The organism is Streptomyces sp. NPDC033180 (assembly GCF_055577645.1).
Genome location: NZ_JBVIPU010000018.1, coordinates 119648 through 135008, shown reverse-complemented (window position 1 = coordinate 135008; position 15361 = coordinate 119648). Strand labels below are relative to the sequence as shown.

Here is a 15361-nt window from a genome sequence, read left to right as displayed (position 1 = left end):
AGTGTGGAGGCGTCCCCGCGCGACGGACGGGGGTCGCTGGTTAGCATGGCTGGGTTGACGCGACCGAATCACCAGATACGTCGACGAGGACGAGACCGAACGAATCGACGACGGGGGTTGGGGCGACCACCATGACGGAACGTGGCGCACTACGGGTGCGACTGGAGCAGCTCGCGCGCGAAGTGGCCAAGTTCGGTGCGGTGGGGGCGCTCGGCACGCTGGTGAACTTCAGCGTCTCCAACCTGCTGTGGCACACCACCGACCTGCAGGCGGTGCGCGCGAACGTGATCGCCACCGTCGTCGCCATCGCCTTCAACTACGTGGGTTTCCGTTACTTCACGTACAAGGACCGTGACAAGAGCTCCCGCACCAAGGAGCTCACGCTGTTCCTGGTCTTCAGCGCGGTCGGCCTGGTGATCGAGAACGGCGTCCTGTACGCGGCGATCTACGGCTTCGACTGGGACAGCCCGCTGCAGCGCAACATCTTCAAGTTCGTGGGCATCGGCATCGCCACCTGCTTCCGCTTCTGGTCCTATCGCTCCTGGGTGTTCAAGGCACTGCCCGCGCGGGAGACCGTCGCCCGTGCGGAATCGTTCCTGGAGGGCGGCGCCACGGCCGCGGCGCCCAAAGCGGCCGACACGAAGCGTCCTGCCGGGCGAGGCACGCGCTAGGCCCCGTCGCACGCCCCAGGCCCCGTCGCACGCGCTGGGCCCCGTCTAGCGCACCGTCTCCTCGTGCTCCCGGTCGCGCTTCTGCGGCGGCGTACGCGAGAGGAACAGCCCGAAGACCGGCGGCTTGGTCTGCAGCATCTCCAGGCGGCCGCCGTCCGCCTCGGCCAGATCCCGGGCGACCGCGAGGCCGATGCCCGTGGAGTTGCGGCCGCTGATGGTGCGCTCGAAGATCCGCGCGCCGAGATCCGCCGGGACGCCGGGCCCTTCGTCGGTGATCTCGATGACCGTCTGGTTGCCCGTGACGCGGGTCCGCAGGGCGACGGTGCCGCCGCCGTGCATGAGCGAGTTCTCGATGAGCGCGGCGAGGACCTGCGCGACCGCCCCCGGCGTGCCCACGGCCCGCAGATGCCGCTTGCCCGAGCTGACGATGGCGCGGCCCGCGCTGCGGTAGGCCGGGCGCCACTCCTCCAGCTGCTGCTTGATGACCTCGTCCAGGTCGAAGGAGACGGCGGAGCCGGTACGCGGGTCACGTGAGTTCGTGAGCAGCCGCTGCACGACGTCGGTGAGGCGCTCGACCTGTGCGAGCGCGATCGTGGCCTCCTCCTTCACCGTGTCCAGCTCGTCGGTGACGGTGATCTCCTCCAGGCGCATGGACAGGGCTGTCAGAGGCGTACGCAGCTGGTGCGAGGCATCCGCGGCGAGCCTGCGCTCGGCGGTCAGCATCCGGGCGATCCGCTCGGCGCTGCCGTCCAGGACATCCGCGACACGGTCCAGCTCCGGCACCCCGTAGCGCCGGTGGCGGGGCCTCGGGTCGCCGGAGCCGAGGCGCTCCGCGGTCTCCGCGAGGTCGGTCAGCGGCGAGGCCAGGCGGTTCGCCTGGCGTACGGCGAGGAGTACGGCGGCGATGATCGCGAGGAGGGCCACCGCGCTGATGATCAACAGGGTGCGGCCGACCTCCTGGGTGACCGCGGTGCGCGGCTCCTCGACGGTGACCTTCTCGCCCTCCTCGCCCTTGGCCGTGTCGTGGATGACGTCGCCGGTGGGGCGGCTGCCGATCTCGATGGGGGCGCGGCCGGGGATCTCGATGAGGGCGTAGCGGTCGGTGTCGACCGCGGCCACGTCCCGCAGGATCTCGGCGCTGATCCGCTCGTCGCTGATGAGCCTGCTGTCGACGATGCTGGCCAGGCGGAGCGCCTCGGATGTGACGCGCTCCTGGGCGCTGCTGCTGATGGTCCTCGTCTCGACGATGACGAGGCTCACGCCGAAGACGGCGATGACTACGAGGACCACGGCGAGGGTGGAGCTGATCAATCTGCGGCGCATTTACTCAGTGTGGCCGATCGAAGCGGGCCTCAGGGGCGCGGGGAACTGGCGTGTGCGGCGCCGCTGTGGCTGGTCGCGCAGTTCCCCGCGCCCCTGACGGGGCGCCCCTAACTCTTCTCGAAGCGGAAGCCGACGCCCCGCACCGTGGCGATGTACCGCGGGTTCGCCGCGTCGTCGCCCAGTTTCTTGCGCAGCCAGGAGATGTGCATGTCCAGGGTCTTGGTGGACGACCACCACGTCGTGTCCCAGACCTCGCGCATCAGCTGGTCGCGGGTGACCACGCGGCCCGCGTCCCGGACCAGGACCCGCAGCAGGTCGAACTCCTTGGCCGTGAGCTGGAGCTCCTCCTCGCCCATCCAGGCGCGGTGCGACTCGACGTCGATCCGCACGCCGTGCGTGGCCGGAGCCTGCTGCGGCTCGGCCGCGCCGCGCCGGAGCAGGGCCCGGACGCGGGCGAGCAGTTCGGCGAGGCGGAAGGGCTTGGTGACGTAGTCGTCGGCGCCCGCGTCCAGGCCGACGACGGTGTCCACCTCGTCGGCGCGTGCGGTCAGGATGAGGATCGGCGCCGTGTGCCCCTCGGCACGGAGGCGGCGGGCCACCTCCAGGCCGTCCATGCCGGGCAGCCCCAGGTCAAGTACGACGAGGTCGACGCTGCCCTGCAGCCCGGCGTCGAGGGCGGTCGGGCCGTCCTCACGCACTTCGACCTCGTACCCCTCCCTGCGCAGGGCACGGGCCAGTGGCTCCGAGATGGACGCGTCGTCCTCGGCGAGCAGTACACGGGTCATGGGGTGATGGTAGTCCGCGCCGGAAGAGCGTCGTGGGGTGATCACCCGCTGATGGTCGACCCCTGCGGCTATGGGGTGCGATCCTGAGGATCACCTTTAAATGTGGGCCGGTGGTTCCGTAGTAACCTGTGATCCATCTCTCAAGTCCTTCCATATGCCGCACTGTCGTGGCGTATGGTGACCCAACGCCTGATGCACTATGCAAGGACCTTTGGCCCGCTGTGCGGCCCTTAGGTCTCTTTTATGTGCGGGCCGGCTTCTGCCAGCCTTGAAAGGAATGACCTGTGGTCGGGCCCTGAGCGTGATGATGCGCCAGGGCGTGGATCCCGGAGTCGCCGTACCAGCGCCTTCCTCGACACGGAGCGCGAAACTCCCCCCGGGCGTGGGGGTGTGGACGGTACGACCCCGGTGCCGACCGCCCCCCACCGGGCGCGCACACGCTCCTGCCGCGCGTCCCGAACCCACGAGGATCGACCCATGGCGTCCAGCCTGACGAAGGACTCCGCCGGTACCCCCGGCTCTGAGAAGACCTTCTTCGGCCACCCCCGCGGACTGGCCACACTCTTCATGACCGAGATGTGGGAGCGCTACAGCTTCTACGGCATGAAAGCACTGCTCCCGCTGTACTTGATCGCCCCCGGCGGCATGAACATGAGTGCCACGACGGCGACGGCGATCTACTCCGTCTACATGTCGATGGTCTACCTGCTCGCCATGCCCGGCGGCTGGATGGCGGACCGCTTCTGGGGACCGCGGAAGACGGTTGCCATCGGCGCCATCGTCGTCATCCTCGGCCACATCACGCTCGCCCTGCCGAGCTCCGCGACGTTCTTCGCGGGCCTCGGCCTCGTCGCGCTCGGTTCCGGCCTGCTGAAGGCGAACATCTCCGCGATGGTCGGCCACCTCTACGACGGCCCGGAGGACCCGCGCCGCGACGGTGGCTTCACGCTGTTCTACATCGGCATCAACGTGGGCGCCTTCCTCGCCCCGCTGACCATCGGCACCGTGGGCGAGAACGTCAACTGGCACTTCGGCTTCGCGCTCGCCGCGATCGGCATGGCCCTCGGCCTCGGCCAGTTCATGCTCGGCTCGCGCCACCTCAGCGCGGAGAGCAGCGTCGTCTCGCAGCCGGCGACGCCGCAGCAGCGCGCTTCCGCCCTGCGCAACGGCCTGATCTGGCTGATCGTCGCGGTCGCGCTCTACTCGTTCCTCGGTGTGACCGGCAACTTCGCCGACTGGGCCCTGATGCCCCTCACCATCGCCGGTCTGGTCATCCCGGTCACCGTCCTGGTCCGCATGAAGCGCGACAAGGAGCTGACGGACCTGGAGCAGTCCAAGCTGTCGGGCTACGTCTGGTTCTTCATCGTCGCCGCCGTCTTCTGGATGATCTACGACCAGAACGGCTCGACCCTGTCGATCTTCGGCGAGCACTCGACGACGAACAACCTGCTCGGGTTCGACTTCCCGACCTCCTGGTACCAGTCGCTGAACCCGATCTTCATCATGGCGCTCGCCCCCGTGGTCGCCTCCGCGTGGCTGTGGCTGAACAAGCGGGGCAAGGAGCCGAGCACGGCGGTCAAGTTCGCCTCCAGCCTCACGCTGATCGGCATCTCCTTCCTCGTCTTCCTCATCCCGCTGATCGACACCGCGAGCAACGGCGGCAAGGTCAGCCCGATGTGGCTGGTGTCGATCTACTTCATCCAGACCGTCGGTGAGCTCTGCCTCTCCCCGGTCGGCCTCTCGGTCACCACGAAGATGGCCCCGGCGAAGTACACCGCCCAGATGATGGGTGTGTGGTTCCTCGCGGTCACCGCGGGCGACTCCGTCACCGGTCTGCTGACCTCCCCGCAGCTCGGGATCGATCTGAACAACTCGGGTGCGGTCGCCGTCGAGGCGATCATCGCGGTCATCGCGGGCTTCGGCATCTGGATGAACCGCAAGAAGGTCAAGGAACTGATGGGTTCCGTGAACTGACGTCCGTCACGCCCCCAGCGGGCTGAAGGACGAACGAGAGGGCCGCCGCACCTGAGGGTGCGGCGGCCCTCTCGTTCGTCCACTCGCGCGAACAAAGGATCGTTCACTAACCCGTGGCGGTGACGCGGAACGTTTCTGTGCCGGTGGCGGGGCCGCGCGGTGCAGCATCTGGCCATGCGACGTACGTTGCCGACCCTCGCCCTGTGTGTGGCGTTGCTGTCGTCCAGTGCCGCCGTCGAGGCCGCACCCAGACCACTGCCGGGCCAGACCTTCTCGTACGGGGAGCACCCGCGGCAGAACATCACCGTGTACGGCGACCGGTCCGGGCACCCCGCCCTGATGATCCTGCACGGCGGCTCCTGGGTGCGGGACACCGACTGGAGCGGGCGGGCCCGGTGGTTCGCGGACCGCGGGTTCACCGTGTACGACACCGACTACCGGCTCGCCTCGGATGCCGCCTGGCCCGCGCAGCGCGACGACGTCCTGGCGGCCCTGCGGTGGATCAAGCGGCGCGGCGGCGGTACACCCGTGGTGCTCGGATCCTCCGCCGGCGGGCACCTCGCCGTCAGCGCCGGGGCGTACGGCGCGGGACGCAAGCGGATGCGCGGCGTGGTGGCGCTCTCCCCCGTGGCCTCGCCCTTCCGCGCCTGGCAGGACGGCGGGCTGCGTGCCGCGTCGCCCGCGCAGCGCAAGCTGCGGGGTACGGCGGAGCTGCTCGCGGGGTGTTCCCCGAACCCTGCCGACCAGAAGTGCTGGAAGCGGTGGAAGGATCTCGCCGCCAAGTCGCACGCGTCGGGCACGGACGACCCGCCCATGTACCTCACGCACTCGGCGGGCGACTTCGTCCCGGTCGCCCACTCCACGGAACTCGCCCGCGCGCAGACGGTGGCGGGTTCGCGGGACGTGACCGTACACATCGAGCCGGGTACGGCCCACGGGGGCGAGCTCCTGAGGGATCCGGGTTTCGCCCAGACCGTGCTGCGGTGGCTGCGGGGCGCCCTGTAGGGGCGCGGGGAACTGCGCGAGCGACCCAAGACGGACCGCACCCGCCGGACGGGCGCCGCAGGCAGACGCGTCTGCGAGGCGCGCACCATCGGCCGGTGCGGGTCGTCTCTGGTTGCTCGCGCAGTTCCCCGCGCCCCTTCGGGCGTGTCAGCGCAGGCCGCGCCTCCGCCCGGGGAGGAACGTGAACACCGCGCCGCCCAGCAGGATCACCGTGCCCGCGACCAGCCCAAGCGCCCGCAACGCCCCGTTGTCGTCCGCGCCGGTCTCGGCGAGGTCACCGCCGCCGCCGGTCGAGGACGAACCCCCGGCGGAGCCGGAGCCCCCGGCAGAACCCGAACCGCCGGCCGCGCCGCCCGGCTGCGCAGCCGTGTCGATCTCCAGGGAGACCTCCGCCTTGGACGGCGTGCAAGTCGTCGTCGTACCGAGCGCCTTGACCGTGAGAACGCCGGGCGAGAGCGTCGACTTGCCGTCGGCGCCCGGCTTGTACGTGCCCGTCAGGTCAGGGATGGTCATCGGGTCGCCGGACTTGATGGGCTCCTTGTTGGTGGGGCCCTCGACATGCACCGTGCCCTTGTCCGCGCCGCCCAGCTTGACCTCCATCGACGGCTTCACCGAGTCGGCGGGGATGTCGGCGGGGCTGTCCATGACGGACTTCTTGAACTCGACGGTGAGGCCGTAGTTCCCGCCGTCCTTCTTGGCGTTGATCTGCACGGGGGACGTGGCGTCCTTGTCGCCGATGGGCGTCTTGCACTTGTAGGGGGTCTGGACTTCCTTGCCGGGGAAGTCGGTCTTGCCCCCGTCGTCGCCACCGCCACCGGTGGAGCCGCCGGTGTCACCGGCCGTGTCGCCGCCGGACGCGGAACCTCCGGTCGTGGACCCACCGGACGTGGACCCGCCCGACGTGGAACCGCCCGACGTACTGCCACCGGAAGTGCTGCCGCCCGAGGCCGTGCCGCCCGAACTGCCGCCGCCATCCGTCACCTTGATGGTCGCGCCCGCCTTGACCTCTTCCTTCGGCGTGCACTTGGTGTCGGTCGACATCGGCTTGCTGACGTTGATGTCGTACGCGCCCGGCGTGAGCGTGACGTCGCCCGCCTTGGTCAGCTTCAGCTTGGCCTTCATGTCGGACAGGATCATCGGGCTGTTCTTCTTGATCGGCGGGTTCACGCGCTCGCCCGCCACCGCCAGGTCACCGCTCTGAGCGCCGCCCAGCTTGATGGTGCCGGTCGGCTTCACCGTGTCCTTGTCCAGGTCGAGGATGTCCGGGTTCTTGGACGCGGCCTCCGTGGTCTTCCATACGACCTCGACCTCGTCGCCCACCTTCGCGGTGGCCGGCGCGGTGATCTCCACCTTCGTGGTGCCCTGCACCGGTGGAAGACCCGAGATCGGCGGCGGTATGCACTCCGTCTTGTACGCCACCTCGGCCGCCTGCGCGGGGCCCGCGCCCAGCAGGACGCCCGCTCCGCCGAGCAGCAGCGAGACCGAGGCCGCGCCCGCTCTCCGTCGTGTGCTGATCACGTGTTTCCCTTCGTCGTCGGGCTGTTCTCTGACGGTGCGGAGAGCTGTCCGGCGGCGGGTGCGGTCCCGGCGCCGGGGTCTGTGTCAGGGGTGAACCACGGGAGCGTGCCCGTGTTCGCGGCAGCGCCCTTGCCGGACGTACCGGATGAGCCGGATGTGCCGGACCTGCCGGAGTCCCGGGACGGCTTCGTACGTGGCGTACGGGCCGCCTCGTCCGCCGCGACCGCCCCCTGGGGCAGCCGCAACTTCGGTAGCCGGTCGGCCAGTTCGGCGATCCTGCCGGTGCGGTGGCGCCCCGCGGGGCGCGAGCCGCGGCCCCCTCGGCGGCGGTTCGGGCGGAGCCTGTCCACCACCGCCATGCCGATGCGGAAGACAGCGGCCGGTACGACGACGCAGAGCAGGATCCAGAAGACGGTGACGCCCCACGGGCGGCCGACGCCCCAGGGCTGCTCGGCGAGGACCTTGCCGCCGAACTTCAGGGAGACGAGGTAGTCGCCGTGCGCGCCGGCGGAGAGCTCGACCGGCAGCTTGATCTGGGCCTTCTTGCCCGGCGCGATGGTGCCGCGCCACTGCTGTTCCTCCCACTGCGGGGCGAACACGCCGTGGGAGGTACCCACTTGGAAGACCGGGTCCTTGACCGGGGCCGAGCCGACGTTGCCCACGGTGAAGACGAACTTGCGGGAGGGCGGGGCGCCGAACCAGGTCAGTACGCCGCTGGAGCCTTCGAGCCGGGTGTCGGTGAGGACGGAGAGCTTCCCGCCGCCCTGCTGCTCGGGCAGGGGCTTCACGGGGTGGCCCGCGACCTTGAAGGCGGCGTCCGCCTGCGCCTTGTCCCCCGTGACCGTGGCCACGTGGACCACGCAGGGGCAGGGCTTGGGGGGTTCGGCCACCGGGAGCTTCTTGCTGAAGGCTCCCTTGCCGTCGGTGGTCACGGCGCGGCCGGTGTCGTTGGCGCAGGAGTTCGTGCCGCCGGGCACGCCGTCGGCCGGGGTGGACTGGCCGCAGACCAGCATCATCACAAGGGCGTTCTTCCGCCACCCCTCGCCCTTGACGGTGATGTCGCCGCCCTTGCCCGCCTGGGCCTTGGAGAGGGTGACCGTCGGTTTCTCGGCGGCTGTGGCCTGTCCTGCGGCCGCCGGGAGCAGCAGGAAGGCCAGTGCCGCCAGGACGGCGGTTGCGGCGGTGTACCGCAGATGTGCCCACAACGGGTTGCCGTTCACAGCTGCTCTCCCTTTGCCGTCCCCACTCCCGCCAACTCCGGCGCTGTACTGCCCTGTTCGGGTTCCTCATCCGGTGGCGCGCTCCCGCCCGCGCCCCTGCGTCCGCGTACGAACCAGACGCCCGCCGCTGCCAGAGCGAGCACCCCGGCCCCCACCCCCGCCACCGCTCCCCACGGCACGAAGCGGGCCGAAGCCGTCGCCTTGTCGTGGGCTCCGCCCGCGGCCGTCACCGTGAGCGTGACGTCGACGGAGTCGAGCGCGGGGGCGTCCGTCCACGGTTCCGTCAGGGTGATGCTGCGGCCTGGCAGGAGTTCCACGCCCAGCGTGCGGGGTTCCCGGTCGAGCAGCGGACCGAAGAGGCCCTCCGCGCGCACCTTGAGCTTGGGGGTCAGGATCGTGTTGCCGCGGTTGACGACGTCGTACGAGATGCGCTCGCCCTCGGCCTTCACGCGTTCGACCGTGAGCGCGGACAGCGTCGGACCGCTCACCCGCAGATGTACGCGGACCCCGGCGTCACGGCCACCCTCCCGCGCGACGATCGCCCCAGGGTGGTCGCCGGGCACCGCGCTCTCGGGGACGCTCACGCTGAACGGCACCTCGGCGCGGGTGCGCGGCGGCACCTTCACCTTGCTGCGGGCGAACGTGATCCAGGAACCGGTGTCCTTCGGCCTGCCCCGATCGAGCGAGAACGCGCCGCCCTTGGTGTTGTCCGCGTCCGCGCCGCTCAGCTCCACCGTGCGCGGCTTCGACCCCGGATTGGTGACCGTCACCGTGTCCTCGAGGACGGAGCCGGGCGTGCCCTCCACGTAGAAATAGGGCCGCCCGTCCTTCGCCGGCCGCGTCCCTCCTCCCGCGGAGGGCGCGAGCGACCACGCTCCGGAGTCGTCGGCGAACACCGGAGTCGCCGGCGCCACGCCCGTCGCCAGTAAGGCCACGGCCACGGTGAGAGCACGGGCAACGGACAGCAGCGACGGCATCGGCGGCTCCTGGATCTTCGTACGCTCGGTACGCGTCGTACGCGTACGCGGTGGTCGGGCGGGGGCGCGCGCGGTCACCGCGTCCCCGCGACGCCGCGCACCGCGCCTAGCGCGACCGGGCCGCCTGGTTCCTGCGGGTCAGCCAGAGCGCGCCCGCCGCGCCCGCGAGCAGCACCGTGCCGCCGAGGGTGCCGAGCGCGATGGCGGAGTCCGCGGGGCCTGTCTGGGGAAGCTCCTCGCCGCCCGAGGGGGCGCTGTCCGAGCCGCCGGAGCCGCCGTCGTCACTCGATCCGCCTCCGCCGGAGCCACCGTCCGTGGCGCCTGAGCCGCCTGATCCCTTCACGTCCAGCGAGAGCGAGGGCTTGGGGCTGTTCGACGGCGTGCACGTCGTCGTCGTACCGAGCGCCTTGATGGTCAGGACACCGGCGGTGAAGGTGACCTTGCCGCTCTTCTTCGGCGTGTACGTGCCCGACAGGTCGCTGATCTTGATCGGGGTGTTGGCGGGGATCGCCTTGTCGTTGGGCGCCCCGGACACCGGCACCGTGCCGCTCTCCGCGCCGCCCAGCTTGATGAGCGCGCTCGGCTTCATGGCGCCCTTGCCCAGCTCCACCGGGCTGGAGGAGACGCCCTTCTGGAAGGACATGGTGAGTTTGTAGCCGCTGCCGCTCTTCACGCTCTTGATATCGATCGGCGAGACCGCGCCTTTGTTCCCGATGGGCGTCTTGCACTGGTAGTTGACGTCCTGGACCTCGGCCTGCGCGGCGGGGGCGGCCATCAGCACCGCCGAGCCGCCGGCCAAGGCCGTGGCAAGCGCGAGCGCGGCCCTTCGTTTCTGGTACGACACCTCGAGTTCCCCTCATGCCGGTCGTGGCGTGCCGCGGTGCGGATTTACTGACGGCACATCAGATTGGGCGCTCAAGGTACGCCCGGGGCCTTGCCGAGGGAAGACAAAGAACGCGCCGGATCCTCAGTGATCCGGCGCGTATATGAACCGTGGGTAACCCAAGGGGGAGCTGAGCGAGCCCTACACGGGCGCACTCAGCTCGGCCCACACCGTCTTGCCCGACACCCCCGGGGTGCGGACGACCCCCCAGTCCAGGCAGAGCCGCTGGACTATGAACATCCCGTGCCCGCCGGGCCGGCCGGCGCGGTGCGGGGTACGGGGCGCGGGCTGACCGGGGCCGCGGTCGGACACCTCTATCCGCAGCACCTTGCTGTCGGAGGAGATCCAGAGCTCGTCGGGGCCCTCGGCGTGCAGGCACGCGTTGGTCACCAGCTCGGACACGACGAGGAGGACGTCCTCCGCTGCCGCGCGCTGATCGGCGCCCGCCGCGGGCAGCCAGCCCCACGCCTGCAGCGCCTGGCGCGCGAAGTCCCGGGCGAGGGGCACGATGCCGCTGGCGCCGTTCAGGCTCAGCCTGCGGACCTGCCGCCCCTGACGGCCGGTGGCCGCTGAGGCGGCCTGGTCCGCGGGAGCGGCCGCGACGACGGCCTCGTACTCCGGGCCGCGGTCGCCCGGCGAGCAAGGCCGGGTGGTGCTCATCAGCGCTTCACCTCACCGACAAGGAGGACTCTGGACAAGGAACTGGACAAGTAGCGGGACTCCAAGAGGGATCATCGGCTGCTCGGCCGTTCCTGCTGTTGATTTGGCAACGTTTGCTTCGCGGACCGCTTGTCTACGGATCCAGGGTGTCTCCTGCCCGGCCGAACCGTGAGAACACCCACTTATTCGACGCGACCTGTGTGACGCTGGTAACGCGATGATCACACAGAGGCAACTGACGCGTAACTCTTGAGTACGCTCCGTCAGGAGGACTCCGGTCAGTCGGCCAACGCCTCCGCGAGCGTCTCGTGCACGGTGAAGACGGCCTCGGCTCCGGTGATCTCGAAGACCCGGGCCACCACCGGCAGCATCCCTGCCAGATGCACCCCACCTCCCGCGGCCTCGGCCTTGAGCCGGGCCCCCAGTAGGACATTGAGTCCGGTGGAGTCCATGAACTCCAGACGCGAACAGTCGACGACCAGTCGCGAGAAGCCGTCGTCGAGGCAGGCCTCGAGTGGCTCACGCAACAAATCGGCGGTGTGGTGATCCAACTCACCCACCGGAGTCACGACGACGCTCGGGCCCTCGGCCCGGACTTCGACCAGAAGTCGGCCCCGATGCGCGCTACCGACTGTCCCGCGGTCCATTCCGTCACTCACTTCCGACCGTCGTGGCTGTTGATGACGCCCCTGAACATTACGCCTTCCACACGCCCTCGGGTACCCGAACATCCGCCCGGAAACGGACATTTCACAGCACAACGCACTTGCGACCGGGCTGTGGAACCGGGTAGGGGTAGAAGAGACAGTAATCAACACGGACGGCTTTGGAGGCGCCGCACACCGCAGTGCACGTATTGGCATCGGCAGCCATATGCCGAGAACGATGGAGGACACCATGTCACCCCGGCTCGACGAATCGCGCACTGACCGAGCGACGTCGACACTCTCACCTGGCCGTATCGAGACCGAGATCCCGGGTCCCCGCACGGAAGCCGCACCGGAGGAACTTCCGGCCCTGACGGCCGTGGCGGACACCGTGGCGGAGACGGAAGCCCTCGAAGGGCTTTCCGACCTGCCCGAGATCCCGCCGTTCGACGAGGTGGGCCCGCTGGATGCGAGGGCTCTGTCCAAGACCCTCTTCGAACGCCTCGAGTCTCTCGAGGAAGGCACGCACGAGTACGCGTACGTCCGCAACACCCTCGTCGAACTCAACCTCGCCCTGGTCAAGTTCGCCGCCTCCCGGTTCCGCTCCCGCAGCGAGCCCATGGAGGACATCATCCAGGTCGGCACCATCGGCCTGATCAAGGCGATCGACCGCTTCGAGCTCAGCCGAGGCGTCGAGTTCCCCACCTTCGCGATGCCGACCATCGTCGGCGAGATCAAGCGCTTCTTCCGCGACACGAGTTGGTCGGTGCGCGTCCCGCGCCGCCTGCAGGAACTCCGACTGGACCTCGCCAAGGCGGGCGACGAACTCGCCCAGCAATTCGATCGCGCCCCCACGGTGGGCGAGCTCGCCGAGCGCCTGGGCATCTCCAACGACGAGGTCGTCGAAGGCATGGCGGCGTCCAACGCCTACACGGCGAGCTCGCTGGACGCCCAGCCCGAGGAGGACGACTCCGAGGGCGCGCTCGCGGACCGGATCGGCTACGAGGACCACGGGCTCGAAGGCATCGAGTACGTCGAGTCGTTGAAGCCGCTGATCGCCGAACTGCCGCCGCGCGACCGGAAGATCCTCTCGCTCCGCTTCGTCGCCAACATGACGCAGTCGGAGATAGGCGAAGAGCTGGGCATCTCGCAGATGCACGTCTCGCGACTGCTGTCGCGCACGCTCGTCAAGCTTCGCAAGGGGCTGACTGTCGACGAGTAACCCCGGCCGGTTGACCTCGCTGTCCTCTCGTCCTCGATCACCGGACGGGCTCGATTCCAGAGCCCGTCCGGTGTTCTGTTTCCCGGCCCTGGGTCCCTCAGCCCTGGAGAGTCCCTCAGCTCTGGAGCGGTCCCTCAGCCCTGGAGGGTCCCTCAGCTCTGGAGCGGTCCCTCAGCCCTGGAGGGTCCCTCAGCTCTGGAGCGGTCCCTCAGCCCTGAGCGCCGCCGCCACCGCAGCCTCCGCGTGCAGCCGAGTCGTCGGGAAGAGCGGCACCGGGCTGTGCTCCTGCCCGATGAGCAGCTCGATCTCGGTGCAGCCGAGAACCACGCCGTCGGCTCCTTCCCGTACGAGATCGTCGATGACCCTCTGGTACCCAGCGCGGGACGCCTCACGCACCACCCCCAGGCACAACTCCTCGTAGATCACCCGATGCACCAGCGCGCGCCCCGCCACGTCCGGCACCAGCACATCGAGCCCCCGCGCGGCGAGGCGCTCCCGGTAGAAGTCCTGCTCCATGGTGAACGCGGTGCCGAGCAGCCCCACGCGCCGCAGACCGCCCCGCAGCACCGCGTCGGCGGTCGCGTCCGCGAGATGCAGGAGAGGCACGGAGAGGGCCGCCTGAACCTGTTCAGCGACCTTGTGCATGGTGTTGGTACAGATCAGCACAAGATCGGCCCCGGCAGCCTCGACCCCCTCGGCGGCACGCGCGAGCACATCCCCCGCCCGCTCCCACTCCCCCGCGACCTGCAGCTGCTCGATCTCGGCGAAGTCGACGGAGTACAACACGCACCGCGCGGAGTGCAGCCCACCGAGCCGCTCCCGTACGAGTTCGTTGAGCAGCCGGTAGTACTCGGCACTCGACTCCCAACTCATGCCGCCGATGAGGCCGATGGTCTTCATGGGTCTACTCATCGGGCCAGGGTCGCACCCTGCCCCGCCACTCCTCAGGTCGGCAGCGCCACGCCGTGGATGACCGCGGGCCCGTGATCAACACCCTCCAGCGCGAAGGCCGACGGGCTGCGGGGGCGGGAGTGGGTGGCGCACGGCGAACTGGGCGCCTAGCAGCAGCACCGCAGAAACGTCCCGCTTCACCACGGGCATATCGCCCATCCCGCGGGACCTTCCTGCACCCGCCGTCACGCCACCCTCGCGCCCCGGCGCCACACCTCCGCCACCAGCGGAACTCCCGGACGGTAGGCCAGGTGGACGTGGCTCGGGGCGTCGAGGAGGGCGAGGTCCGCGCGGGCTCCCTCGCGGATGACGCCGATGTCCGTGCGGCGCAGGGCCGCCGCGCCGCCCGCCGTCGCGGACCAGATGGCCTCGTCCGGGGTCATGCCCATGTCCCGTACCGCCAGGGCGATGCAGAAAGGCACGGAGGACGTGAAGGAGCTGCCCGGGTTGCAGTCCGTGGAGAGGGCGACCGTCGCGCCCGCGTCCAGGATGCGGCGGGCGTTCGGCCACTCGGCTCGGGTGGAGAACTCGGCGCCGGGCAGGAGCGTGGCCACCGTGTTGCCCTGAGCCAGTGCGTCCACGTCCGCGTCCGTGAGGTGCGTGCAGTGGTCCGCCGATGCCGCGTCCAGCTCCACGGCGAGCTGAACGCCGGGGCCGTACGAGAGTTGGTTCGCGTGGATGCGGGGGTGCAGGCCCTTCGCCTTGCCCGCCGTGAGGATCGCGCGGGCCTGGTCGCCGTCGAAGGCGCCCTTCTCGCAGAAGACGTCGATCCAGCGGGCGTGCGGGGCGCAGGCCTCCAGCATGGGACCCGTGACCAGGTCTACGTACGCCGCCGGGTCATCCGCGTAGTCCGGGGAGACGATGTGGGCGCCCATGTACGTGACTTCGTCCGTGTGGCGGGCCGCGATCTTCAGGGCCCGGGCCTCGTCCTCCGTGTTGAGGCCGTAGCCCGACTTCGTCTCGAAGGTGGTGGTGCCCTGGTGGAGGGCCTCGCGGAGGTAATGGGTGAGGTTCGCCTCCAGCTCGGCGTCGGTTGCGGCGCGGGTCGCCGCGACCGTGGTGCGGATGCCGCCGGCGGAGTAGGCGCGGCCCGACATGCGGGCGTTGAACTCCTGGGTGCGGTCGCCCGCGAAGACGAGGTGGGAGTGGGAGTCGACGAAGCCGGGGGTGGCCGCGCGGCCCTGCGCGTCGTGGGTCGCGTCCGCCGCGGGGGCCTTGGCGGCCGGGCCCACCCAGGCGATGGCCTCGCCGTCCAGGACGACGGCTGCGTCTGTCAGGAGGCCGAGGGGGCTTCCGTCCCCTTGGGAGGGGTCGTTCGTGACGAGGCTGGCGATGTTGGTGATGAGGGTGGTGGGCATGGGGGCTCCGTTGTGGCTGGGGTTCGGGCAACTTCTCTTTCCCCGATCCCGCCCCTTCCCGAAAACTCGCTCTGGCGCGAGAGCCTTGGTGGCCGTCATCACCGGCTCCGCCGAGTTCGTCCTCAAACGCCGGACGGGCTGAAAATCCAGCCGCGGGGCAATCGGGC

At 70.0% G+C, this 15361-nt stretch carries 14 protein-coding genes; 4 read left to right on the top strand and 10 right to left on the bottom strand.

Going from position 1 to position 15361, the window contains the following annotated elements:
- The first annotated feature begins 131 nt into the window (after nucleotides 1-131).
- Nucleotides 132-671: a GtrA family protein gene (locus ACZ5WE_RS34090; RefSeq protein WP_467689311.1), complete on the top strand. Its 540-nt coding sequence runs from the start codon at nucleotides 132-134 to the stop codon at nucleotides 669-671.
- A 45-nt stretch (nucleotides 672-716) separates the two neighbouring features.
- On the opposite strand, the gene ACZ5WE_RS34085 is transcribed toward ACZ5WE_RS34090, so the two are convergent.
- The gene (locus ACZ5WE_RS34085; RefSeq protein WP_467689313.1) at nucleotides 717-1994 is read right to left on the bottom strand and encodes an ATP-binding protein; all 1278 of its coding nucleotides are present in this window, start codon (nucleotides 1992-1994) and stop codon (nucleotides 717-719) included.
- A 107-nt stretch (nucleotides 1995-2101) separates the two neighbouring features.
- Nucleotides 2102-2779 (bottom strand): response regulator transcription factor, encoded by a 678-nt coding sequence (locus tag ACZ5WE_RS34080; RefSeq protein WP_190083462.1) that lies wholly within the window; start codon nucleotides 2777-2779, stop codon nucleotides 2102-2104.
- A 477-nt stretch (nucleotides 2780-3256) separates the two neighbouring features.
- Between ACZ5WE_RS34080 and ACZ5WE_RS34075 the strand changes: the two genes are divergently transcribed.
- Nucleotides 3257-4753, top strand: a complete 1497-nt coding sequence (locus tag ACZ5WE_RS34075) for a peptide MFS transporter (RefSeq protein ID WP_467689315.1) — start codon at nucleotides 3257-3259, stop codon at nucleotides 4751-4753.
- Nucleotides 4754-4927: 174 nt separating this feature from the next.
- Nucleotides 4928-5758, top strand: coding sequence for an alpha/beta hydrolase (locus tag ACZ5WE_RS34070; RefSeq protein ID WP_467689317.1), 831 nt, complete (start codon nucleotides 4928-4930; stop codon nucleotides 5756-5758).
- Nucleotides 5759-5905: 147 nt separating this feature from the next.
- On the opposite strand, the gene ACZ5WE_RS34065 is transcribed toward ACZ5WE_RS34070, so the two are convergent.
- The 6 genes from ACZ5WE_RS34065 to ACZ5WE_RS34040 form a co-directional block, all read right to left on the bottom strand.
- Complete coding sequence (locus ACZ5WE_RS34065; protein ID WP_467689798.1) at nucleotides 5906-7273, bottom strand: hypothetical protein; 1368 nt, start codon at nucleotides 7271-7273, stop codon at nucleotides 5906-5908.
- Nucleotides 7273-8496 carry a hypothetical protein gene (locus tag ACZ5WE_RS34060; RefSeq protein ID WP_467689319.1) on the bottom strand — a complete coding sequence of 408 codons (1224 nt, stop codon included), beginning with the start codon at nucleotides 8494-8496 and terminating at the stop codon, nucleotides 7273-7275. The genes ACZ5WE_RS34065 and ACZ5WE_RS34060 overlap by 1 nt, the downstream gene beginning before the upstream one ends.
- Nucleotides 8493-9473 (bottom strand): hypothetical protein, encoded by a 981-nt coding sequence (locus ACZ5WE_RS34055; RefSeq protein WP_467689321.1) that lies wholly within the window; start codon nucleotides 9471-9473, stop codon nucleotides 8493-8495. Before ACZ5WE_RS34055 ends, ACZ5WE_RS34060 begins: the two co-directional genes overlap by 4 nt.
- A 106-nt stretch (nucleotides 9474-9579) precedes the next feature.
- On the bottom strand, nucleotides 9580-10317 hold the full coding sequence (locus ACZ5WE_RS34050) for an LPXTG cell wall anchor domain-containing protein (protein ID WP_467689323.1): 738 nt from the start codon (nucleotides 10315-10317) through the stop codon (nucleotides 9580-9582).
- Nucleotides 10318-10497: 180 nt separating this feature from the next.
- The gene (locus ACZ5WE_RS34045; protein WP_467689325.1) at nucleotides 10498-11016 is read right to left on the bottom strand and encodes an ATP-binding protein; all 519 of its coding nucleotides are present in this window, start codon (nucleotides 11014-11016) and stop codon (nucleotides 10498-10500) included.
- A gap of 278 nt (nucleotides 11017-11294) precedes the next feature.
- Complete coding sequence (locus ACZ5WE_RS34040; protein ID WP_367042622.1) at nucleotides 11295-11663, bottom strand: STAS domain-containing protein; 369 nt, start codon at nucleotides 11661-11663, stop codon at nucleotides 11295-11297.
- 238 nt (nucleotides 11664-11901) lie between these two features.
- Between ACZ5WE_RS34040 and ACZ5WE_RS34035 the strand changes: the two genes are divergently transcribed.
- Complete coding sequence (locus ACZ5WE_RS34035; protein WP_467689326.1) at nucleotides 11902-12885, top strand: RNA polymerase sigma factor SigF; 984 nt, start codon at nucleotides 11902-11904, stop codon at nucleotides 12883-12885.
- A 189-nt stretch (nucleotides 12886-13074) separates the two neighbouring features.
- Here ACZ5WE_RS34035 and ACZ5WE_RS34030 read toward each other — a convergent pair whose 3' ends face one another.
- Both ACZ5WE_RS34030 and hutI read right to left on the bottom strand, forming a co-directional pair.
- Nucleotides 13075-13785 carry an aspartate/glutamate racemase family protein gene (locus ACZ5WE_RS34030; RefSeq protein ID WP_467689800.1) on the bottom strand — a complete coding sequence of 237 codons (711 nt, stop codon included), beginning with the start codon at nucleotides 13783-13785 and terminating at the stop codon, nucleotides 13075-13077.
- 236 nt (nucleotides 13786-14021) lie between these two features.
- Nucleotides 14022-15194 carry an imidazolonepropionase gene (gene hutI / locus ACZ5WE_RS34025; protein WP_467689327.1) on the bottom strand — a complete coding sequence of 391 codons (1173 nt, stop codon included), beginning with the start codon at nucleotides 15192-15194 and terminating at the stop codon, nucleotides 14022-14024.
- Between the last annotated feature and the right edge of the window lie 167 nt (nucleotides 15195-15361).

Coding starts and splice junctions, on each gene's coding strand:
- ACZ5WE_RS34090 (WP_467689311.1), top strand. CDS start 132: ATGACGGAACGTGGCGCACTACGGGTGCGACTGGAGCAGCTCGCGCGC.
- ACZ5WE_RS34085 (WP_467689313.1), bottom strand. CDS start 1,994: ATGCGCCGCAGATTGATCAGCTCCACCCTCGCCGTGGTCCTCGTAGTC.
- ACZ5WE_RS34080 (WP_190083462.1), bottom strand. CDS start 2,779: ATGACCCGTGTACTGCTCGCCGAGGACGACGCGTCCATCTCGGAGCCA.
- ACZ5WE_RS34075 (WP_467689315.1), top strand. CDS start 3,257: ATGGCGTCCAGCCTGACGAAGGACTCCGCCGGTACCCCCGGCTCTGAG.
- ACZ5WE_RS34070 (WP_467689317.1), top strand. CDS start 4,928: ATGCGACGTACGTTGCCGACCCTCGCCCTGTGTGTGGCGTTGCTGTCG.
- ACZ5WE_RS34055 (WP_467689321.1), bottom strand. CDS start 9,473: ATGCCGTCGCTGCTGTCCGTTGCCCGTGCTCTCACCGTGGCCGTGGCC.
- ACZ5WE_RS34045 (WP_467689325.1), bottom strand. CDS start 11,016: ATGAGCACCACCCGGCCTTGCTCGCCGGGCGACCGCGGCCCGGAGTAC.
- ACZ5WE_RS34040 (WP_367042622.1), bottom strand. CDS start 11,663: ATGGACCGCGGGACAGTCGGTAGCGCGCATCGGGGCCGACTTCTGGTC.
- ACZ5WE_RS34035 (WP_467689326.1), top strand. CDS start 11,902: ATGGAGGACACCATGTCACCCCGGCTCGACGAATCGCGCACTGACCGA.
- ACZ5WE_RS34030 (WP_467689800.1), bottom strand. CDS start 13,785: ATGAAGACCATCGGCCTCATCGGCGGCATGAGTTGGGAGTCGAGTGCC.
- hutI (WP_467689327.1), bottom strand. CDS start 15,194: ATGCCCACCACCCTCATCACCAACATCGCCAGCCTCGTCACGAACGAC.